Below are 23,446 nucleotides of genomic sequence, written 5' to 3'. Positions count from 1 at the left end.
AAATATAGATTTATGAAGAAAATTATTACACTTTTAGTCCTATCCATTTTAATTACAGCATGTTCTTCTAAAAAAGAAGGAAATATGACTGTACAAGGACAAATTAAAGGTCTTAAAAAGGGGACTTTATACCTTCAAAAAATGAAAGATACGCTTTTAGTATCTGTAGATTCTGTAAACTTATTAGGAAATGATAAATTCATTTTAACAGATAATGTAGAATCTCCTGTCTTATATTATTTAACTTTTAATGGAAATACAACCAATAAAAGAATTTTATTTTTTGGAGAAAAAGGAACAATCACCATTAATGATAATGTTGAACAATTTGGATATACCCCAGAAATTACAGGTTCTAGAAACCAAGAAATTTTAGATAAGTATAATAAAGTAAAAAATAAATTTCAAGATGAACGCTTAAACTTCATCAAAAAAGATTTTGAAGCAAAAAAAGCAAACGACCAAGAATTAATTGCTCAATTAGAAAAAGATTATCAAAAACTAACAAGAAAAAGGGTATTATACACTACTAATTTCGCTATTACAAATGCAGACAAAGAAGTAGCTCCTTATATTGCTTTAACAGAAATGTATGATGCTAGTTTAAAAATGTTAGATACTGTTAATAATTCGTTATCAGACAACGTAAAAAGTTCTGAATACGGGAAACGTTTTCAAGATTACCTAAATACAATTAAGAAAAAATAGTAACTTATTTATTTTTATAATATTGAATAAAAAACTGAGCAGATTGCTCGGTTTTTTTTATGGCAAAATGTGTAACACAAATAAATTTTAAAATGATTAAAAAAAATTTGTGGTATATTTTTTTAGAACTTAAAACACACTAAAAAAATCTAACTAATCTCACTCCAAATTTTAGAGTTTTTAGACAACTCTACATATGCTTTTTTTATGTTGATATTTGCTGGTTGCGATAAATTAGAATCCTCTTGCAAAACAGCAATTGCTGTATTTCTTGCGGCTACTAAAATTTTAGAATCTTTTACAACATCTGCAATTTTAAGGTTTAAAACACCACTTTGTTGCGTACCCATTAAATTTCCTGGTCCACGTAACTTTAAATCAACCTCAGCTATTTTAAAACCGTCTGTAGTATCTACCATGGTTTTTAAACGTGTTTTTCCTTCTTCAGAAAGCTTATAACTAGACAATAAAATACAATAACTTTGGTCTGCTCCCCGCCCAACTCTTCCTCTTAATTGATGCAATTGTGAAAGCCCAAAACGTTCTGAACTTTCAATAATCATTACACTGGCATTCGGTACATTTACACCAACTTCTATTACCGTTGTGGCAACCATAATTTGAGTTTCTCCTTTTACAAAACGCTGCATTTCGTGTTCTTTATCTGCAGGTTTCATTTTTCCGTGTACAATACTTATTTGATATTTTGGTGTAGGAAAATCTCTAGAAATACTTTCATAACCATCCATTAAATCTTTATAATCCATGGCTTCAGATTCTTGAATTAAAGGATATACAATATATACTTGCCTTCCTTTTTCAATTTCATCTCGCATAAACTTAAAAACAGATAATCTATTTTTATCAAATCGATGTACCGTTTTTACTTCCTTTCTTCCGGGAGGTAATTCATCTATTACAGAAATATCTAAATCTCCATAGACAGACATTGCCAAAGTTCTTGGTATTGGTGTTGCCGTCATCACTAGAATGTGTGGAGGAAGAGAAGAAACCCCTTCAGCCTCCCTTTTCTCACTGTTGTGTAATTCTTGTGCTATCTTTTGGGTAATTCCTTCTATGTTTCCAATAACTTCTTCGTTGGTAAATCTTATTACTTTAAAACCTAATTCTTGTAAAATTTCGGTTCTTAAATGATCTGCTTCTTGCTGTTCTTTGGTGTTGTGGTATTTCCTATCAACCTCTATAATTAAGTTTTTTTCAATACAAATAAAATCGACAATAAACTCATCAACAATGTGTTGCCTTCTAAATTTAGAATCTAGTTTTTTGGTTTTTAATTGTTGCCAAAGAACTTGTTCTGCAGGTGTAGTTTGTTTTTTACGCTCTACTTGCAATTCCTTCATCAAAGCGTAAACAGAAGGACGAGCAGTTTTATAACGATTCCGCAATTCAGCTCCTTCCCTTTGGGAAGGTTGGGATGGGCCGCCTTTTCCCCACAATTTTGCCCTCTGTGCAACCCCAAATCTATGCTGTTCATCAATAATTGCAATACCAAGGTTCTTAAATTTTACTTTATCTTCTAACAGCGCGTGTGTCCCAATTAAAATATGTAAAGTACCGTCCTCTAGATTTGCATGAATTTCTCTTCGTTTTTTTATTCTAACAGATCCCGTAAGTAAATCGACATTAATATCCATGTCTTTCAACATTTCTGAAATTGCATGATAATGTTGCGTTGCCAAAATTTCTGTTGGCGCCATAATAGTTGCTTGGAAACCGTTGTCTATAGCTAAAAGCATGGTTAATAAAGCAACAATGGTTTTACCAGAACCAACATCTCCTTGTAAAAGACGGTTCATGTGTGCACCAGAAGCCACATCTTTCCGAATTTCTTTCAATACTCTTTTTTGAGCATTGGTTAAATTAAAAGGTAAATGGTCTTTATAAAAAGTATTAAAGTAATCGCTTACGTTTTCAAAAACAAATCCTTTTATTTTAGTTTTGTTGATGAGTTTCTTTCGCAATAATTGCAACTGAATAAAAAATAATTCTTCGAACTTTAAACGATTTTGCGCTTGGGCTAAATTTTCTTGACTTTTAGGAAAATGAGCATTTAATAAAGCATCACGCTTAGACATCAATTTAAAATCGTCTATTATTTCTTGTGATAATGTTTCTGTAATTACTTCAAAAAACTGCTGTAATAAAAGCTGAACATAATTCCGCATTAGTTTATTAGAAACACCAGAATTTACTAATCTTTCTGTAGACGGATATACCGGTTGCATTTTGGATTGTAACTTTTTCTTGTATTCCGCAACCAACTCTAATTCTGGATGTGGAATGCTAAAATTACCATTATAATGATTTAGTTTGCCATAAACCACATAAGGCTCATTAATTTTCAGAGAATCTTTAATCCATTTTTGACCTTTAAACCAAACCAATTCCATAGACCCTGTGGCATCTTGTAAAGTTGCAACTAACCTACTTCCTCTTTTTTGTGCTACTGATTTTACACGCGTAATTTTACCTACAATTTGCACCTCAGAAGAGTTAGGCTGTAAGTCCTTTATTGCATAAAATGTAGTTTTATCAATATATCTAAACGGAAAGAAGTTTAGTAAATCATTACATGTTTTTATACCCAATTCCGCATACATAAGCGTTGCTCTTTGTACACTAATTCCTTTAATATATGTTATTGGGTAGCTTAAATTCAATTTAAAAAAATATAAAGAACGAAAATACAGAAATCAATAAGAATAAATGATAAAAATTTAACTTTTGAAGACGTTCGTATTTTAATACAGTATTTGTAGCTATAAATGTAAAAAACACAATTGATTTTATAACAGAGACATTTAAATACTAACATTCTAAAATACAAATAAATGAAGTTAATTGGCATTTGTAAGACAATTTAGGTTTACATAATTATGCGATAAATGAATTTTTAGACGAACACCAATTAATCACGTTATTTACTTGATAGTTATTTAGAACCTAAATAAAATAACATTTTTATTACCCTTATAAAACAAGCCTTTAGAACATTAAAACACAAAAATCTATGGATCTATCAGATATCAATATTTCAAAAATAAACGCTACTATCCAATAAAAAAGTAGTTATTCTATAAAAACGAAACAGATACCAATAAAACAACTTTTTCATAAAAATTCCACACATTTAAAAACAACTTAAAATCAAGGATTCATAAAGCAGATTTCGTACATTTGCGTCCATATTCAAAAGAAATAATGAGATTACACAGAAACTTAACTTTTTCAGTTATAGATAGTATTAGAGATATATTTAATGAAGGTGTTTATGCTGATAAAGCTGTAGAAAAAGCTTTAAAACGAGACAAACGTTGGGGAGCTAGAGACCGAAAATTTGTAGCTGAAACCATTTACGACATAGTTCGTTGGAATCGTTTATATGCAGAAATTGCAGAAGTAAAAGTACCTTATGACAGAGATAACATTTGGAGATTATTCTCTGTATGGTGTATTTTAAGAGGAATTGCTTTACCAGATTGGAATCAAATTGGTGATGTACCAGAAAGAAAAATTAAAGGTCGTTTTGCAGAACTTTCTAGAACAAGAAAATATAGAGAATCTATACCAGATTGGATGGATGAAATGTGTGCTACAGAATTAGGAGAAGAAATTTGGACTAAAGAAATTGCTGCTTTAAATGTACAAGCAAGTGTAATTTTAAGAACCAATACCTTAAATATTACTAGAGGAGCTCTTCAGAAAAAATTAAAAGCGGAAGGTGTAAATACAGAATTTGTACCCAATCATCCGGATGCTTTAATCTTACCAGAAAGAGCCAATGTTTTTAAAACAGAAGCTTTTCATGCGGGTTATTTTGAAGTTCAAGATGCTTCATCGCAACTAGTTGCTGCATATTTAGATGTAAAACCAGGAATGAAAGTTATAGATACTTGTGCAGGTGCAGGTGGTAAAACTTTGCATTTATCTGCTTTAATGGAAAATAAGGGTCAAATTATTGCCATGGATATTTATGAAAGTAAATTGCGTAAATTAAAAGTGAGAGCAAAGAGAAACAAAGCACACAATATAGATCTGCGTGTAATTGATTCTACAAAACCAATTAAAAAATTACATGGTAAAGCAGACAGAGTTTTAATTGATGCTCCTTGTTCTGGTTTAGGTGTTATCCGTAGAAACCCAGATTCTAAATGGAAATTACAACCAGAATTTATAGAAAATATAAAAAAAATACAACAAGACGTTTTACAACAATATTCTACCATGGTAAAACCAGGGGGAAAAATGGTGTACGCTACATGTTCTGTATTACCATCGGAAAACCAAGAACAAGTTAATCATTTCTTAACATCGGATGCGGGAAAAGATTTTACATTTGTATCCGATAAAAAAGTGTTAGCGCATATTTCTGGCTTCGACGGATTTTACATGGCACTTTTAGAAAGAAAATAATACAAAAAAGGGCTATATTTATTGCTGATATATCCCTTTAATTGCTGAAAAAGAAAGTATTTATTTTTAATTTAATCTAAACATAAATGGTAAAAAAACTACTTTTTTTAATTTTTATTACATCAGTTTCAATTTCTTTTTCACAAGAACAATATTATAATGATGTAAACCTACAATTAACAGGTGTCGATTTAAAAGATGCTTTAGCTACAAAAATTAGTAGCACACATTCTAATATACTAACCTATACTCCTGGAGTATGGGAAGCATCTAAAATAACAGATGCAAATCCGGATAATACTTCTGAAGTTATTTTAATATATGGTTGGGAAAATGGCACTGACTCTAACATTACAAACGATAAAACCAGAAGTAATAACTTACAAGATAATGGTAGTGGAGCTACTTTTGTTTGGAACAGAGAACATGTTTTTTCTAAGTCTTTAGCAAACCCTGCATTAATAGGTGTAGGTAATAGTCAAGGTCCTGGGTCAGATGCTCATAATCTAAGACCTGCTGATAAAAGTAGAAATTCTGAAAGAAATAATTATAAATTTGCATTAGGTTCTGGAAACTCAACTCGATCAAACATCACTTATAACGGTCCTGATGGTCCTGAAACAAGAGGTTGGTATCCTGGAGACGAATGGAAAGGAGATGTATCAAGAATGATAATGTATATGTATCTTCGTTATGGAAACCAATGTTTACCAACCGCTGTTGGTATTGGCGATACCCAATTTACACCAGATGATATGATTGATTTATTCTTACAATGGAATAGAGAAGATCCTGTTTCTGATTTTGAAAAAGCAAGAAATACATATCATGAAAACACCTCAAACACCTACGCCCAAGGTAACAGAAACCCGTTTATAGACAATCCGTTTTTGGCTACAAGAATTTGGGGAGGAGAAAACGCAGAAGATACTTGGGGGATTTATACAAGCAGTGACACAGAAGCACCTAGCAAACCAACAAATGTTGTTTTAAGTAATACAACCTTAACTTCTATAGATGTTTCTTGGTCCGCTTCTACAGACAATATTGGTGTTACGCAATACCAGGTTTATGTTAATGATGTTTTAACTAAACAAACAGCTACAGCTACAACTGTTTCTATAACAGGTTTAGAAACAAATACTTCGTACAATTTTAAAGTAATTGCTAAAGATTTAATTAATAAGTCTGAAGCAAGTGATACTATTACAGGAAAAACGTTAGTAGATTCTATGCCTCCATCAGTGCCTACAAACGTTACAATTACAGATATTACTGATAGTTCTTTTAACGTAAACTGGTCTGCATCTTCAGATAATAATGAAGTAGCAGGTTATGATATTTTTGTAAATGATAATTTTACAGCTACTACAACTGCTACAACGTATTCTATTATTGACTTAGCAACAACAACTACTTACCAAGTAACTGTCTTAGCAAAAGATAAAGACAATAATAAATCTGCACAAAGTACTACAGTAAGCGCAACTACAACAGACGGGGTTTCAGGAGGTGCTGCTTCAGAATTATTCTTTTCTGAATATGTAGAAGGAGATGGCGGTACAAACAAAGCCTTAGAAATTGTTAACTTAACAGGTAGTACAGTAAGTTTATCTGGTTATGTTATAAAATTAGAAAGAAATGGTGCTGGTGTTTGGACAACTCCACTAGCATTAGACAGAGGAACTGTTAAAAACATTGTTCCGGGAGATGTTTTTGTGATAGGTAATGGAGATAACTCTGCACCAGAATTACAACCAAATTCTGCTGCCAACCCAAGTGGTCAAGTAGATTTAGTGCAACCTAATAACGATTCTACCAGCTACGGACAACCCGTAAACTTTAATGGAGATGACGCGGTTGCTCTATTTAAAAACGATGTATTAATTGATATTATAGGTGTATTTGGAAACGATGATAGTTTTGCAACTAATACAACTTTAAGAAGAAATGGAGATATCAGTGCACCAAATACCACTTTTGATAAAGCAGGAGAATGGACTCCTTTTCCTGAAAATACTTTTGATGGTATTGGTAGTTTTACTTCTACTTTAAGCACAGAAACAAACATTTTTGAAGCTTTTAAAATGTTTCCTAATCCAACAAACGGAAATAGAGTTTATTTTAGTGTTACAGAAGATGCAACTATAAATGTATACAATGTTATTGGTAAATTAATACAAACATCAGAAGTTACAAAAAGTAAAAACAATATTGATATTTCTGAATTCTCAAAAGGAATCTATCTAATCAAAATAAATTCTGGTAAACAATTTATTACTAAGAAATTAATAAAAAATTAATACTTTTACATTATAACAAAAACGATTCATTTTTAATGGATCGTTTTTTTAATTATTACAATCATGAGAAAAAATCTACTTTTATTATTCCTTTTTTTAACAACAATAATTTCTGCCCAAGAACAATATTATAACGATGTTAATCTAAAAGAAGAAGGCTTAGCTTTAAAAGAAGCATTAGCGATCAAAACCATAAGTGCACATACTAATTATTTAAGTTATACACCTGGTATTTGGGAAGCGAGTAAAATAACTGATGAAGATCCTGAAAACTCTAATAATGTTTTACTTATTTATGGTTATGATGACAATGATGGAAGTTATATAACTGATAAAACGAGAAATAAAAATTTAAACGGAGGAGATACAGGTACTGATTGGAATAGAGAGCATACTTATGCGAACTCATTAGCAAACCCAAAACTTGAAAGTAGTGGAAAAACAGGACCTCCTTATGCAGAAGCACATAATTTACGCCCATCAGATGTAAAAATGAACTCAAACAGAGGGAATTTAAAATTTGCAGACGGTTCTGGTAATGCCGGTACAGTTTCTGGTGGTTGGTACCCTGGTGATGAATGGAAAGGTGATGTTGCAAGAATGATGATGTACATGTACATTCGTTATGGAGACCAATGCAAACCAACAGGAGTTGGAATTGGTAGTGCTACTGCTACTCCAGATGATATGATCGATTTATTTTTAGAATGGAATATAGAAGATCCTGTTTCAGATTTCGAAAGACAAAGAAATGCATATCACGATTCTAATGCAACCTATGCACAAGGAAATAGAAATCCTTTTATAGACAATGCGTATTTAGCAACAAGAATTTGGGGTGGAGAAAATGCAATTGACTCTTGGGGAATTTATATTACTTCTGATAATGAAGCTCCAACAGTACCAACTAATGTTTCATTAAATAATATTACAACTTCTACAATAAATGTTTCTTGGACTGCTTCTACAGATAACGTAGACGTAACAAAATACGAAGTATATGTAAATGGTTCTTTAAACGGAGAAACGTCTAACATAAATTACACAATTACAAGTTTAACACCAAATACAACTTATGCCATTTCTGTTTTAGCTAAAGATATTGCAAGTAACAAATCGGCACAAACTACTGCTGTTAATGCAACTACATTAACAGATACAACTGCTCCATCAATTCCTACAAATCTTACTATTAGTAATATTACAGGCAGTACTTTTAAACTAAATTGGTCAGCTTCTACAGATGATACTACTGTTGCAGGTTATGATATTTATGTTGATGGAACTTATAATGGCACAACCACAAACATAAGCTACACAGTAACAGGTTTAACTACCTCTACAAGCTATAATGCAACTGTTTTAGCTAGAGATGTAGCAGATAATAAATCTACTCAATCTACAAGTGTTAGTGCAACAACTACAGATGGAGCTGCTATTGCAAAGGAGTTATTTTTCTCTGAATATGTAGAAGGTGGTAATTATAGAAAAGCAATAGAAATAGCTAACCTTACAGGTAGTGATGTAGATCTATCCATCTATTCAGTAGCCAGACAATCTAAAGGTTCTTGGGAAACTCCTCTAGTTTTGGGTGGCTTTTCTTTAATTAAAGATGATGTTTTTGTAATTACAAATAGTTCTACAGAAAATGAAAAATTAAAAAAAGAAAGCGACTTAGGAATACCAAACCAAACTCCAATGACTTTTAATGGTGATGATAGAATTGGTTTATTTAAAAATGGTAATCTTATAGATATAATTGGTGATCTAGATGGAACATCTAATTTCGCAAAAGATGTTACACTGAGAAGGTTATTAACTGTAACTAGTCCAAATAGTACGTATACAACTGCTGAATGGGAAGAACTGCCTAAAGATACTGTTGACGGAATTGGTATTTATAATTCGGCAACAGCAAACGTAGATTCTTCTGTATTTGATACTTTTAAAATGTACCCAAATCCAGTTGAAAACAACATCTACTTTAATACTACAAAACATATAAAAATCAACATCTACAATGCTTTAGGTAAATTAGTAAAATCATCAGACATTACAAATACTAAAAATGATCTTGATGTTTCTAATCTTTCTTCAGGAATATATCTTGTAAAGATTAATAACGGAGACCAATCAATTACTAAAAAAATGATAAAGAATTAATTTCAACATTACTTCAAATAAAAAGACTGCTTCGGCGGTCTTTTTTTGGTTTATAACCTCGTGAATAACTCTTAAATTTCAGTAAATTAAATCATTAGTTTTAATTTGAAAAAAAGTAAATTTGCATTTTTACAACAACACCCAAATAAAACACAATAATGATTCATTTCTTTGGAAATATAGATAGCAAAATATTCGCTGTTCAAACAACAAAAAAATTAACTACAGAAACGACTGCTAAATTGACTTGGTTATTCGCCGATCAACCAAAAATAGAAGAAACTGCAATCGATGCTTATTTTGTAGGACCAAGAGCTGCAATGATTACGCCTTGGAGTACAAATGCTGTAGAAATCACTCAAAATATGGGGATTTCAGACATCATAAGAATTGAAGAATTTACTGTATCTACAGAAGAATTTACCGATTTTGACCCAATGATTTCTGAAAAGTTCAATGGTTTACATCAAGATTCATTTACCATTGAAATTCAGCCAGAAGCAATTTTAGATATTGAAGATATTGCTGCATACAATGCACAAGAAGGATTGTCTTTAAGTGATGAGGAAGTTGAATACTTAGAAGGTGTTGCTACTAAAATAGGAAGAAAATTAACAGATTCTGAAGTTTTTGGTTTTAGCCAAGTAAACTCAGAACACTGTCGTCATAAAATATTTGGCGGAACATTTGTTATTGATGGAGAAGAACAACCTACTTCCCTATTCAATATGATAAAAGAAACGTCTAAACAATTTCCTAACGATATTGTTTCTGCATATAAAGATAATGTTGCCTTTGTAAAAGGTCCTAAAGTGGAACAATTTGCGCCTAAAACGGCGGATAAACCAGATTTTTATCAAACTAAAGATTTTGAATCTGTAATTTCATTAAAAGCAGAAACGCACAATTTCCCAACAACTGTAGAGCCTTTTAACGGAGCAGCAACAGGTTCTGGAGGAGAAATTAGAGATAGATTGGCTGGTGGAAAAGGTTCTTTACCTTTAGCAGGAACAGCAGTGTATATGACTTCGTATTCTCGTTTAGAAGCGTCTATAGATTCAGTTAAGAATACAAGATATTGGGAAAATAAATTTGAAGCTAGAGATTGGTTATACCAAACTCCGATGGATATTTTGATAAAAGCATCAAACGGAGCGTCAGATTTTGGTAACAAATTCGGACAACCTTTAATTACGGGTTCTGTTTTAACTTTTGAACACGAAGAAAATTCTTCTGTAAGTGATTCGCCTGCAAGAAAATTAGGTTTCGATAAAGTAATAATGCAAGCTGGTGGAATTGGATACGGAAAAGCAGACCAAGCTTTAAAGGACACACCAAAAGAAGGTGATAAAATTGTAATTCTTGGTGGTGAAAACTACAGAATTGGAATGGGTGGAGCTGCCGTTTCTTCTGCAGATACTGGAGCATTAGATTCAGGAATTGAATTAAACGCTGTACAACGTTCGAATCCAGAAATGCAAAAACGTGCTGCAAATGCAGTTCGTGGAATGGTAGAAAGTGAAGAAAACTTTATTGTTTCTATTCACGATCATGGAGCTGGTGGACATTTAAATTGTTTATCAGAATTGGTAGAAGATACAGGTGGTAAAATCGATTTAGATGCTTTACCTGTTGGAGACCCTACTTTATCAGCAAAAGAAATTATTGGTAACGAATCTCAAGAAAGAATGGGATTAGTAATTGCTGATGAACATTTAGAAACTTTACACAAAATTGCAGATAGAGAACGTTCTCCTATTTACGATGTTGGTGTAGTTACAGGTGATGATCGTTTTACTTTCGAATCTAAATCAACAGGTGTAAAACCAATGGATTTAGCTTTAGAAGACATGTTTGGTTCTTCTCCAAAAACTGTTTTAACAGATAAAACGGTTATCAGAAAATATAAAAATCCACGTTATAAAACCAAGAATTTAGAAATCTATTTAAAACAAGTTTTACAGTTAGAAGCTGTGGCTTGTAAAGATTGGTTAACAAATAAAGTAGACCGTTGTGTTGGTGGTAAAGTTGCCAAACAACAATGTGTTGGTCCGTTACAAATTCCGTTAAACAACGTTGGCGTAATGGCCTTAGATTATAAAGGAAAAGAAGGTGTTGCTACTTCAATTGGGCACTCTCCTATTTCTGCATTAATTAGTCCGGAAGCTGGATCTAGAAATGCCATCACAGAATCTTTAACCAATTTAATTTGGGCACCTTTAAAAGACAATTTAAAAAGCGTTTCACTTTCTGCAAACTGGATGTGGCCTTGTAAAAACGAAGGAGAAGATGCTCGTTTATACAAAGCTGTAAAAGCGGTTTCAGAATTTTCTATTGGTTTAGGAATCAATGTTCCTACCGGAAAAGATTCTTTATCAATGAAACAAAAATATACAGATGGAGAAGTAATTGCGCCAGGAACTGTAATTATTTCTGCTGCAGGTAACTGTAATGCAATTACTAAAGTTGTAGAGCCTCTTTTACAAGTTGATGGTGGAAATATCTATTATATCAATATTTCTCAAGACAAATTTAAATTAGGTGGAAGTTCTTTCAACCAAACTTTAAATGCGATTGGAAATGAAGCACCAGATGTTACCAATGTTGCGTATGTAAAAACTGTTTTTAACACGATTCAAGATTTAATTAAAGCGGATAAAATTACTGCAGGACACGATGTTGCTTCTGGTGGATTAATTACTACTTTATTAGAAATGTGTTTTGCTGATGTAAATTTAGGAGCAGATTTTAACATCTCTTCTTTAAATGAAGAAGATGCTATAAAAGTATTGTTCTCAGAAAACTCAGGTATTGTTTTTCAAGCAGATGCTTCTGTAGAAACAATTTTATCAGAAAATAATATTGAATTTTTTAATATAGGTTCTGCAAATAACTCAGGAGCAGTTACTATTAAAAACAACGAAGATAATTTCTCTTTTGATGTTACAGAAATGAGAGATGTTTGGTATAGAACTTCTTTCTTATTAGATCAAAAACAAACGGCTAATAATTTAGCACAAGATCGTTTTGATAATTATAAAAATCAGCCTTTAACGTATAAATTCCCAGAGAGTTTTACGGGTAAACTTCCTAAAATTGGAAAAGACAAACCTAAAGCTGCAATTATCCGTGAAAAAGGTTCTAACTCAGAACGTGAAATGGCAAATGCTATGTATTTAGCTGGTTTTGATGTAAAAGATGTACACATGACAGATTTAATTTCTGGTCGTGAAACGTTAGAAGATATTCAGTTTATTGGTGCCGTTGGTGGTTTCTCTAATTCTGATGTTTTAGGTTCTGCTAAAGGTTGGGCAGGAGCATTTAAATACAATGAAAAAGCAAATACAGCTTTAAAGAATTTCTTTGAAAGAGAAGATACATTGTCTGTTGGTATTTGTAATGGTGCTCAATTATGGATGGAATTAGAATTAATTAATCCTGAACATAAAGTTCATGGAAAATTAGGTCATAATGATTCTATGAAGCACGAAAGTTCTTTTACATCGGTGAAAATTCAGGAAAATAATTCAGTAATGTTATCTAGTTTAGCAGGAACTGAATTAGGGGTTTGGATTTCTCATGGTGAAGGTAAATTTAACTTACCAGAATCTGAAGAAAACTATAATATTGTTGCCAAGTATGGTTACGCAGGATACCCGAATAACCCAAATGGATCTGATTTTAATACAGCAATGATGTGTGATAAGTCTGGAAGACATTTAGTAACAATGCCTCATATAGAGCGTTCTACTTTTCAATGGAATTGGGCAAATTATCCAACAAATAGAAAAGATGAAGTTACACCTTGGTTAGAAGCATTTGTAAATGCTAAAAACTGGTTAACGAAATAATTTCTCAAAAAAAGTATATCTAAAAGGGCTTTTTTCAAAGCCCTTTTTTTGGCTCTAATAATCAATCAAATAGATTATTTAATAAGTAAAATGAAAGTTCCAGAAAAATATTATTTCATCATTGAATTAGGAAAAGCACTACATATATACGGTATTCCTTCCTATAAAATTCAATCGTACCTTACAGAAGTAGCCAAGACACAAGGCATTACAGGTAGTTTTATGGATTCGCCAACATGGATAAATTATGTTTTTTATGAAGATGAAAATTCTTATAATTATATAGAATGTATTCCTCCGGGATCATTAAATTTAGGAGCTTTTTCTAGAATTGCAGAATTGACCAATAAGGTTATTGATTTAAAAATTGACAATGATTCTATAAGTAATGAATTGAAAATAATTCATTCTAAAACCAAAATTGTAAATCATTTACATTTAACTTTAGCATACGCTTTCTCTGCGGGTTGTTTTAGCATTATGATTGGTACCAATTGGATCTCTTTTATATTTTCATTATTACTTGGCGCATTTATATACCTTTTAGTGTATTTATCAACAAAATCTAAATATTTAGAAAATGTTTTTGAATCATTAAGTGCTTTACTAGTAACTATTATTTGTTGTGCTTTATCTTTAATTTTTCCTAACTTCAATTTAGGTTTAACCATATTGGCTTCTATTATTATTTTTATTCCAGGTTTAGCTATTACAACGGCCTTAGAAGAAATAACATCTAAAAGTTTAGTTTCTGGTGGAGCAAAATTATTCGATTCAATTCTTTTATTATTTAAACAATTTTTTGGAGTAATACTAGGCATCTCCTTAATGACCTCTATCGTTGATATTGATTTAACATATCATGTTTCCGAAATGCCAAAATGGACCATATTTTTGGCCATTCCTATATTTTCAATTACTCTTTTACCCATATTTCAAGTTCGAAAAAAAAATATGCTATTTGGAGCGATAACAGGTATTACAGCCTTTTTTATAACTGTTTTATTATCTGGATACGGAGTATTGATAAGTACTTTTATTGGAACTTTAGCAGTAGTAGGAATTAGCCGTTTATTTGGTCTGATTTCAAAAACTCCAAAAACAGTCTATTTAATTCAAGGTATTATTATGCTTGTACCAGGAAGTAAATCTTTTATGGGCTTAAGTAATTCCTTTTTTAACCCATCTACAACCACGGGATCTGTAAATTTATTTGAGCAAGTTACTTTTATTCTTATGGGAATCATTGGCGGACTGCTTTTTGCAGGTACATTTAGAGAAAGAAGTTCCAAAAAATAAGGGGCTATAAACCCCTATTTTTTTTTATCAGAAAAAGTAATTTTATCTAAGTCCTTAAAGCATTCAGCAGCTTTAAGGTTAAAAATAACTACTCGTAATCTTTCATTTCTGCATCATAAAAAGCACCTGCTTTATCCATTAGGTCGGCTAATTCTGTTGCAATATCCTCTTCACTTTCCCCTGTTAAATCTTCAAACCATTCTATTTCATCATCTTTTAAATTGATTAAAAAACGAGGAAATTCTGTATGTAATACAAAAATATCATCCGGAAAGTTACTGTTATCTGCTAATAAAAATTTAGGTAAAGTCATTTTTTATGTTTTTTTTTAAGCAAGGTGTTTAACCCCTTGTATTCTAAAGAAGTTTAGCCCCCTTATATTGTTTTTAATAAATCTTGTTTGCCCTTTATCAACTTTAAAGTTAACGAATTAAAACGGATAAATAATAAAATGGATGCTGTTGTTAAACCTGCTAACAAACCTAACCAAATACCAAAACTACCGTACATTTCTTCACTTCCCAAATAATAAGAAACCGGAAAACCAACCACCCAATAGGAAATAAAAGTTAGAATTGTAGGTATTTTAACATCTTGCAAGCCACGTAAAGCTCCTAAAAACACTACTTGAATACTATCTGAAATTTGAAAAAAGGCTGCGACTAACAATAAGTTTGAAGCAATTGAAACTACCTCCATATTATCGGCATAGTTTGCAGAATCTTTTAGGTCTACATATATATTTGGTAGGCTATTACGAAAAATAAAGAATAATAAAGCAAAGAACACAGCCAATAACACACCTAATAAAAAGATTGAGAAAGCAATTCTACGAAGCTCCTTATAATTTTGTAATCCTTTCTGATTCCCAACTCTTACCATAGAAGCAACACTTAAACCGGTTGCAACCATAAATGTCATAGAAGATAAATTTAACGCAATTTGATTTGCTGCTTGCGGGTTTTTACCCAACATACCACTTAACCAAACTGCTGCAGTAAAAATAGCAACTTCAAAAAGCATTTGCATAGCACTTAAAGAACCTAAATTGACAATTTTTTTTATCGCAAAAATATCTAAAACAAAGAATTTTATATTTTTTACAATTTGCGCTGATCTTTCTTTATAACGGAGCAATAACCACAAGTATAAAACCATTACAACTCTAGAAATTAATGTACCATAAGCTGCACCAACAATACCCATTTCTGGAAAACCAAATTTACCAAAAATTAATAAATAGTTTAAAACTACATTTATTACATTTGCTATTAAGGTTGCATACATTGGATATTTTGTCATAGACATTCCATCACTAAATTGCTTAATTGCTTGAAAAATAACCAAAGGAATTAATGAAAATGCTACTAAATCTAAATACGGAATTGCCAATTCCACTACCTCTTCTGGCTGTTTCATTAAATACATTATCGGCTTAGAAAAGAAAACGCCCAAGAAAAGTACAATACCTAATGTTGTACATAAAAACAATCCACTTTTATAGATAGACCTTGCTTGTTCTAAATTATCTGAAGAATCTGCCTCTGCTATTAAAGGTGTAATAGCTGTAGAAAAACCAATACCAATAGACATGGCTATAAACATAAAACTATTCCCTAAAGAAACCGCCGCTAATTCTGCTGTTCCCATTTGGCCAACCATAATATTATCAACAAAACTCACAAAAGTATGTCCTAACATACCTAACATTACAGGTGCTGCAAGTTTCCAGTTGTATTTAAATTCTGAAGTGTATTGGGTAATATTCAAGATAATTTCTAAATTTTAAGATTGCAAAGATAAGTATTAAAGCAAGATGATTATATCTTGAAGTTATCCATTTTCTGATAAAGTTTTATAAATAAAAAATGTTACTTTTGATGTTCTAAAAAAACATACAAAAATGGCAAATATCACATTAAAAGGAAACGCAATAAATACAATTGGTAATTTACCAAAAGTGGGTACTAAAGCTACTGATTTTAAACTAACTGCTGTAGATTTATCTCAAAAAAGCTTATCAGATTTTGCTGGTAAAAAAGTGATTTTAAATATTTTTCCAAGTGTAGACACTGGTACTTGCGCTACCTCTGTTAGAGAATTTAATAAAAAAGCAGCAGATTTAAAAAATACTGTTGTTTTATGTATCTCTAAAGATTTACCATTTGCTCAAGCTCGTTTTTGTGGTGCAGAAGGTATTGATAATGTAGTAATGTTGTCTGATTTTGCTGATGGAAACTTTGGAAAATCTTACGAATTAGAAATAGCAAATGGACCTTTAGCACATTTACATTCTAGAGCAATTGTTATTGTTGATGAAAACGGAAATGTAGTGTATACAGAACAAGTTTCTGAGATTGTTGATGAACCTAATTATACAGCTGCTTTAAACGCAATTTAATTTATGAAAAATCCTAATGATAGCTTTTTAAGAGGAAGACTTCGCAGTTTTAAATTTGCATTGAGAGGAATGTGGCTTTTAATAACAACGGAAGACAGCATAAAAGCACAACTTTTTATTGCCGGAATTGCTACTGTTTTAGGATTTTATTTTAATATTTCTAGTATAGAATGGATGTTTCAAATTATAGTAATTGGCCTCATTTTAGTGGCTGAAGCTTTAAATACCGCTATCGAAAAAGTGGCAGACTTTGTGCATCCAGATTATCATGAAAAAATAGGCTTTATAAAAGATATCGCTGCAGGCGCACCCAGTTTTGCAGCTTTTACCTCATTAATTATTGCAGGCTTTATATACATACCTAAAATAGCTTTATTATTTTAGGTAAAACTTATATTTACTGCTAAAATAGACCAAAAATTATTAATGGCTAAAAGGAAAACAAGTACCAAAACACCCCTAAATTCTACGGAAAAAACTCCGAGTATTTTTGCCTTTTTTAAAACAAGACAGGCTAAAACAATTCTAGGATCTTTTTTAATTTTATTCTCGGCTTTTCTATGCATTGCTTTTATTTCTTTTTTCTTTAATTGGCAAGAAGATCAAAGTACACTTACAGAGTTGGCAGATAAAACGGTTAGAAGTAAAAATTTATTAGGTAAAATTGGCGCAAATTTAAGTAACTTTTTTATTTATAAAGGTTTCGGAATTGCCGCTTTTATCATTGCTTTTCAAATACTTTTAACTGGTTCGTATATCCTTATTAAAAAGAAGTTTGCTGCCATAATTATTTCTTGGAATTGGGGTTTAATCGCTATGTTATGGATTTCTGTAACACTTGGTTTTGTAAAAAGCAATTACGCTCTTTTATCTGGTGTAGTTGGTTTTGAAATTAATAGTTATTTAAAAGCCTTTATAGGCAATACAGGTTTGGTAATACTTTTAACCTTCTTTTTAATTACTTATTTAGTAATACGTTATAAAGTAACTTTTGATAAATATATAGAAGATTTAAAAAAGAAAAGAGAAGAAAGAGAAATAAGAAGAGAGCAAGAGGCTATTTTAAGTGAAACAGAAACAGAAGAAATCGCACCTGTTAAAACAGTAGAAAACACAGAGACTATCTCCTTAAAAACAGATAAAAAAGAAAAATCTGTGGTAGAATTATCACTAGAAAAACAACAACCAACTATTACCAAATACTCAGATGTAACCGCTAAAAAAGAAGAAATTTCTTTAAAGGTTGATAAAGCTACGGGTCCTATATTAAAAACAGAAATTCCTGTAGAAGAAGAACAAGAAGTAGAAATCGATGTAGAGATTGATGTAGCTATTGGCAGAGACGAAGAACATTCTACAGAAAATTTATCTAATCAATTGGTAAAAGATTTTGGTGAGTTTGACCCTACTCTAGAATTAGGAAATTTCAAATTCCCGACTTTTAATCTTTTAAAACAATACAACGAATCTATTTCTATAGATCCAGAAGAATTAGAAGCTAATAAAGATAGAATTGTTGAAACTTTAAAGAACTACAAAATTGGTATTGCAGAAATTAAGGCAACTGTTGGGCCAACCATTACCTTATATGAAATTGTACCAGAAGCCGGAATTAGAATTTCTAAAATTAAAAATTTAGAAGACGATATTGCGCTTTCTTTATCTGCTTTAGGAATTAGAATTATTGCACCAATACCTGGTAAAGGAACTATTGGTATAGAAGTACCTAATAAAAAATCGACCATCGTTTCTATGCATTCTGTAATTTCATCAAAGAAATTTCAAGAATCTACCATGGAGTTACCAATTGCTTTGGGTAAAACCATTTCTAATGAAACCTTTGTAGTAGATTTAGCTAAAATGCCTCACCTTTTAATGGCTGGAGCAACCGGACAAGGTAAATCTGTTGGATTAAATGCGGTTTTAACATCACTTTTATATAAAAAACACCCTGCAGAAGTTAAATTTATTTTAGTAGATCCAAAGAAAGTAGAACTTACTTTATTTAATAAAATAGAGCGCCATTATTTAGCAAAATTACCAGATGTAGAAGATGCAATTATTACCGATACCACAAAAGTGGTGCATACTTTAAATTCGCTTTGTATAGAAATGGACAATCGTTACGACTTGCTAAAAGCTGCAATGGTTCGTAATATTAAAGAATACAATGTTAAGTTTAAACAACGTAAATTAAACCCTAATGATGGGCATCAATATTTACCCTATATTGTTTTGGTTATTGATGAATTTGCAGATTTAATTATGACTGCAGGTAAGGAAGTAGAAACTCCAATTGCACGTTTAGCTCAGTTGGCTAGAGCCATTGGTATTCATTTAATTGTAGCAACACAAAGACCGTCTGTAAATGTAATTACCGGTATTATTAAGGCCAACTTCCCTGCAAGAATTGCTTTTAGAGTTACCTCTAAAATAGATTCTAGAACCATTTTGGATGCTGGTGGAGCTGATCAATTAATAGGTCGTGGAGATTTATTATATACAGCAGGTAACAACCTTAACAGAATTCAATGTGCCTTTGTAGATACACCAGAAGTTGAAAAAATTACAGATTTTATTGGGTCTCAAAAAGCCTATGCAGAAGCCTACCAATTACCAGAATATGTAGATGATGAAAGTGGCACGAGTCTTGATATAGATATAGCCGATAGAGATAAACTCTTTAAAGATGCTGCCGAAATTATTGTTACGGCACAACAAGGATCTGCATCTCTATTGCAAAGAAAATTAAAATTAGGGTATAATAGAGCAGGTAGATTAATAGATCAATTAGAAGCTGCCGGTATTGTTGGTGGCTTTGAAGGAAGTAAAGCCAGACAAGTTTTAGTGCCAGATTTTATAGCTTTAGAGCAATTATTAGAAAACGAAAAGAACCAATAGCCTCTCGACAACGATCGAGATGACAAGAAATAAAATTATGAAAAAAATAGGAGTATTATTTTTAAGTTTATTTTTAACTACCATTACTTTTTCTCAAAATGCAGAAAAAGCAAAATCTCTTTTAGACGAAGTTTCTGCCACAATGGGAGCTTATAAAAACATGTCTATTAGCTTTAGTCAAACATTAAGTAATGAAGATGCAGGCATTATGGAAGGTGATGAACCACCAATTAGAGGAAAAATAACCTTAGAAGGAGAAAAATATAGTCTAAATTACTTAGGAAATCAATTTATTTTTGATGGAAAAAAACTGTATGTCATCAATAATGATGAAAAAGAAATTTCAATTACAGATGGCGATATGAGTGGAGATGATGGTTTTATTTATCCTTCTAAATTATTAACTTTTTACAAAGAAGGTTATAATTTTGAAATGGGAGATTTAAAGAACTTAAACGGCAGAAAAATACAATTAGTTACCTTAAACCCAATAGATAGTGATTCTGATATTGTAAAGGTAGAATTGGCTATAGATGCAAAAACAAAGCATATTTATAAGTTAATCCAGACAGGTAGCAATACTTCTAAAACTACATTTACCATTACAGAATTTAAAAGCAATCAAACACTATCTAATAGTTTTTTCTCAGTTGATGAAGAAAAATACAAAAAGCTAAATTTTTCAATAGATTAATAATTGTCCAATTAACAGAAAATTAGTAGCTTCTTTCATCATAAGAAACTACTTTTGCCGAGATGAAAATTTTAGATAGATACATCCTAAAAACATTTTTAGTTCCTTTTGTAGCTACATTTCTAATTGTGCTTTTTGTTTTGGTGATGCAAGTTTTATGGCAAACCTTCGAAAACATTGCAGGTAAAGGAATTAGTGTCCCTTTTATCTTAAAATTCTTATATTACTCTACCTTAATTATTACACCACAGGCATTGCCTATTGGCGTGCTATTATCTTCTATAATGGCATTGGGTAATTTAGGTGAAAATTACGAGTTTGCAGCAGCAAAATCTGCAGGTATTTCTTTACAACGTTTGGTAAGACCTTTGGTAGTTTTAACATTGATTCTTAGTGGTGTTAACTTCTTATTTTTAAATAACATTTACCCTTACGCAGTCTTAAAACAAAAAAATTTATATTTAAATATAAAAAAGAAACAACCTGCTTTGGCATTAGTTCCAGGGAGTTTTAATAGTGATTTACCTGGCTTTCAAATTAAATTTGATGAAAAGCATGATGAAGAAGGTAAGAATGGAACAGAAGTAAGTTTATTAAAGAAAGTATTAATCTACGATTTAACAGCAGGAAAAGGAAACCAAAAAGTTATTACCGCAGAAAGTGGTAAAATTATTTCTGAAGAAGGAAGCCGTTATATGACCTTAGTTTTATACGATGGCTACTATTATGAAGAACATGTAAAATCTGCCAAAACCAACTTGCAAAGAAAAAAGATGGCAGCCTCTAATGCTACCTTTAAAGAATATGAATTTAACATTGATATTTCTTCTGTAACAGGAGATAATGATTTAGACAAAACAAATCATACAAAAAACTTTATGATGCTAAGTTTAAATCAATTAGGAGATACCATTCCAGATTTAAAAGCAAGTTATGATGAAGTGCTTCTTTTAAAATCTAAAAACTTATATGCTGCAACCACTGCTAGAGATTTATACAACTATCCAGACTCTTTAAAAACAGCAAACATTAACATAGATATTATAGAAAACTTTGATTTAAAATCTAAAATTAATATTCTAAATTCTGCCACAACAAAGACAGAACGAGCAATAAGTTCTATAAAGAACAATATGACTTCCATTAAGTACAAAAGAAAAAATTTAAATTTCTTTGATACAGAATACTATAACAGAATTGCATTTTCGTTATCCTGTTTAATTCTATTTTTTATAGGAGCCCCATTAGGTTCTATTATTAGAAAAGGAGGTTTTGGTATGCCTATGATCTTGGCTATCGCTATTTATGTAACCTATTTCTTTAGTAATACATTTGGTAAAAACTTAGCCGAAGAAAGTTCTATTTCATCCTTTTTAGGATCTTGGATAGCAGCTTTTATAATGATTCCAATAGGAATTCTTTTAACAAGAAGAGCAACAAAAGACAAAGGAATTTTTAATGTAGATGCCTTTACGCAACCCATTATTAATTTCTTTAAAAAAATATTTTCAAAAAAAGAAGCATAACTAATTATGACAGTTCAAAATACCAAGAGAAGCACGCAATTAAATTCTATTTCAGAAGCGATTGAAGACATTAGAAACGGTAAGATTATTATTGTTGTAGATGATGAAAACAGAGAAAATGAAGGTGATTTTTTAGCCGCTGCAGACAAAGTAACACCAGAAATGATTAATTTCATGGCAACACATGGTAGAGGTTTAATTTGTGCTCCATTAACAGAAACACGTTGTAAAGAATTAGACTTACACGTAATGGTTAATAACAATACGGATCCTATGGAAACCGCTTTTACCGTTTCTGTAGATTTACGCGGTAAAGGTGTTACAACAGGTATTTCTGCAGGAGACAGAGCTTTAACAGTAAAGGCATTAGTAGACAAAAACACAAAACCTTTTGAGTTAGCAAGACCAGGACATGTTTTTCCTTTAATAGCCAAAGAAGGTGGCGTTTTACGTAGAACCGGTCACACAGAAGCTGCTATAGATTTTGCCCGTTTAGCAGGATTACAACCTGCTGGTTTTATTGTAGAAATAATGAATGAGGATGGAACAATGGCACGCTTACCTCAACTTTTAGAAGTTGCCAAAAAATTCGATATTAAAATTGTTTCTATTGAAGATTTAGTGGCTTACAGAATGGAGCATGATTCTTTAATTGAAATAAAAGAAGACTTTAATCTACAAACTAGATTTGGTGATTTTAGAGTAAGAGCCTACCAACAAACTACAAATAACCAAGTTCATATTGCCTTAACAAAAGGTTCTTGGACTAAAGATGAAGCAATCTTAACAAGAGTAAATTCTACTTTAGTTAATAATGATATATTAGGAACCTTAACAAATAATGCCGACAAGAAATTAGACCAAATGTTTCAGGTGATTAATGACGAAGGAAAAGGCGCTATTATTTTTGTGAATCAACAGAATCATTCTCAGAATTTATTAAGTAGATTGTCTGTTTTAAAAGAGAATCAGAAAAACGGGAACATTAAAGCTCCAGAAATTAAAATGGACAACAAAGATTTTGGAATTGGAGCTCAGATTTTACATGATTTAAACATTCGTCAATTAAAATTAATTACAAATACACAACAAACAAAACGTGTAGGTATGATTGGTTATGGTTTAGAGATTGTAGATTATGTAAATTATTAATACACTTACAT

General features: G+C 31.3%; 15 protein-coding genes. 12 read left to right on the top strand and 3 right to left on the bottom strand.

Features of this window, described 5'->3' with window-relative positions; all coding sequences use genetic code 11:
- The first annotated feature begins 12 nt into the window (after positions 1-12).
- Positions 13-708 carry a DUF4369 domain-containing protein gene (locus tag JOP69_RS17710; protein ID WP_203393548.1) on the top strand — a complete coding sequence of 232 codons (696 nt, stop codon included), beginning with the start codon at positions 13-15 and terminating at the stop codon, positions 706-708.
- 149 nt (positions 709-857) lie between these two features.
- Here JOP69_RS17710 and JOP69_RS17705 read toward each other — a convergent pair whose 3' ends face one another.
- Entirely contained in the window at positions 858-3,392 is a 2,535-nt protein-coding gene (locus JOP69_RS17705) for a DUF559 domain-containing protein (protein ID WP_302850193.1), read from the bottom strand.
- A 541-nt stretch (positions 3,393-3,933) separates the two neighbouring features.
- Between JOP69_RS17705 and JOP69_RS17700 the strand changes: the two genes are divergently transcribed.
- From JOP69_RS17700 to JOP69_RS17680, 5 genes are all read left to right on the top strand, one after another.
- Positions 3,934-5,145 carry an RsmB/NOP family class I SAM-dependent RNA methyltransferase gene (locus JOP69_RS17700; protein WP_203393549.1) on the top strand — a complete coding sequence of 404 codons (1,212 nt, stop codon included), beginning with the start codon at positions 3,934-3,936 and terminating at the stop codon, positions 5,143-5,145.
- A gap of 86 nt (positions 5,146-5,231) precedes the next feature.
- Positions 5,232-7,448: an endonuclease gene (locus tag JOP69_RS17695; RefSeq protein WP_203393550.1), complete on the top strand. Its 2,217-nt coding sequence runs from the start codon at positions 5,232-5,234 to the stop codon at positions 7,446-7,448.
- A 63-nt stretch (positions 7,449-7,511) separates the two neighbouring features.
- A complete protein-coding gene (locus JOP69_RS17690) occupies positions 7,512-9,611 on the top strand; it encodes an endonuclease (RefSeq protein WP_203393551.1) in 2,100 nt (699 codons plus the stop codon).
- A 158-nt stretch (positions 9,612-9,769) separates the two neighbouring features.
- The gene (gene purL / locus JOP69_RS17685; protein ID WP_203393552.1) at positions 9,770-13,462 is read left to right on the top strand and encodes a phosphoribosylformylglycinamidine synthase; all 3,693 of its coding nucleotides are present in this window, start codon (positions 9,770-9,772) and stop codon (positions 13,460-13,462) included.
- 90 nt (positions 13,463-13,552) lie between these two features.
- Positions 13,553-14,761, top strand: a complete 1,209-nt coding sequence (locus JOP69_RS17680) for a threonine/serine exporter ThrE family protein (RefSeq protein WP_203393553.1) — start codon at positions 13,553-13,555, stop codon at positions 14,759-14,761.
- A gap of 88 nt (positions 14,762-14,849) precedes the next feature.
- On the opposite strand, the gene JOP69_RS17675 is transcribed toward JOP69_RS17680, so the two are convergent.
- Complete coding sequence (locus JOP69_RS17675; RefSeq protein ID WP_203393554.1) at positions 14,850-15,074, bottom strand: hypothetical protein; 225 nt, start codon at positions 15,072-15,074, stop codon at positions 14,850-14,852.
- 62 nt (positions 15,075-15,136) lie between these two features.
- Positions 15,137-16,531 carry an MATE family efflux transporter gene (locus JOP69_RS17670; protein ID WP_203393555.1) on the bottom strand — a complete coding sequence of 465 codons (1,395 nt, stop codon included), beginning with the start codon at positions 16,529-16,531 and terminating at the stop codon, positions 15,137-15,139.
- Between the two features lie 133 nt (positions 16,532-16,664).
- Between JOP69_RS17670 and tpx the strand changes: the two genes are divergently transcribed.
- The 6 genes from tpx (at position 16,665) to ribB (ending at position 23,435) form a co-directional block, all read left to right on the top strand.
- The gene (gene tpx / locus JOP69_RS17665) at positions 16,665-17,162 is read left to right on the top strand and encodes a thiol peroxidase (RefSeq protein WP_203393556.1); all 498 of its coding nucleotides are present in this window, start codon (positions 16,665-16,667) and stop codon (positions 17,160-17,162) included.
- A 3-nt stretch (positions 17,163-17,165) separates the two neighbouring features.
- On the top strand, positions 17,166-17,546 hold the full coding sequence (locus JOP69_RS17660; RefSeq protein WP_203393557.1) for a diacylglycerol kinase family protein: 381 nt from the start codon (positions 17,166-17,168) through the stop codon (positions 17,544-17,546).
- A 42-nt stretch (positions 17,547-17,588) separates the two neighbouring features.
- Positions 17,589-20,063: a DNA translocase FtsK gene (locus JOP69_RS17655; RefSeq protein ID WP_203393558.1), complete on the top strand. Its 2,475-nt coding sequence runs from the start codon at positions 17,589-17,591 to the stop codon at positions 20,061-20,063.
- A 37-nt stretch (positions 20,064-20,100) separates the two neighbouring features.
- Complete coding sequence (locus JOP69_RS17650; protein ID WP_203393559.1) at positions 20,101-20,757, top strand: outer membrane lipoprotein carrier protein LolA; 657 nt, start codon at positions 20,101-20,103, stop codon at positions 20,755-20,757.
- 62 nt (positions 20,758-20,819) lie between these two features.
- Positions 20,820-22,283 carry an LptF/LptG family permease gene (locus JOP69_RS17645; protein ID WP_203393560.1) on the top strand — a complete coding sequence of 488 codons (1,464 nt, stop codon included), beginning with the start codon at positions 20,820-20,822 and terminating at the stop codon, positions 22,281-22,283.
- 6 nt (positions 22,284-22,289) lie between these two features.
- A complete protein-coding gene (gene ribB / locus JOP69_RS17640) occupies positions 22,290-23,435 on the top strand; it encodes a 3,4-dihydroxy-2-butanone-4-phosphate synthase (protein ID WP_203393561.1) in 1,146 nt (381 codons plus the stop codon).
- Positions 23,436-23,446 lie beyond the last annotated feature (11 nt).

This window comes from Polaribacter sp. Q13 (assembly GCF_016858305.2).
GTDB lineage: Bacteria > Bacteroidota > Bacteroidia > Flavobacteriales > Flavobacteriaceae > Polaribacter.
This window is presented reverse-complemented; position numbering and strand designations above follow the sequence as displayed.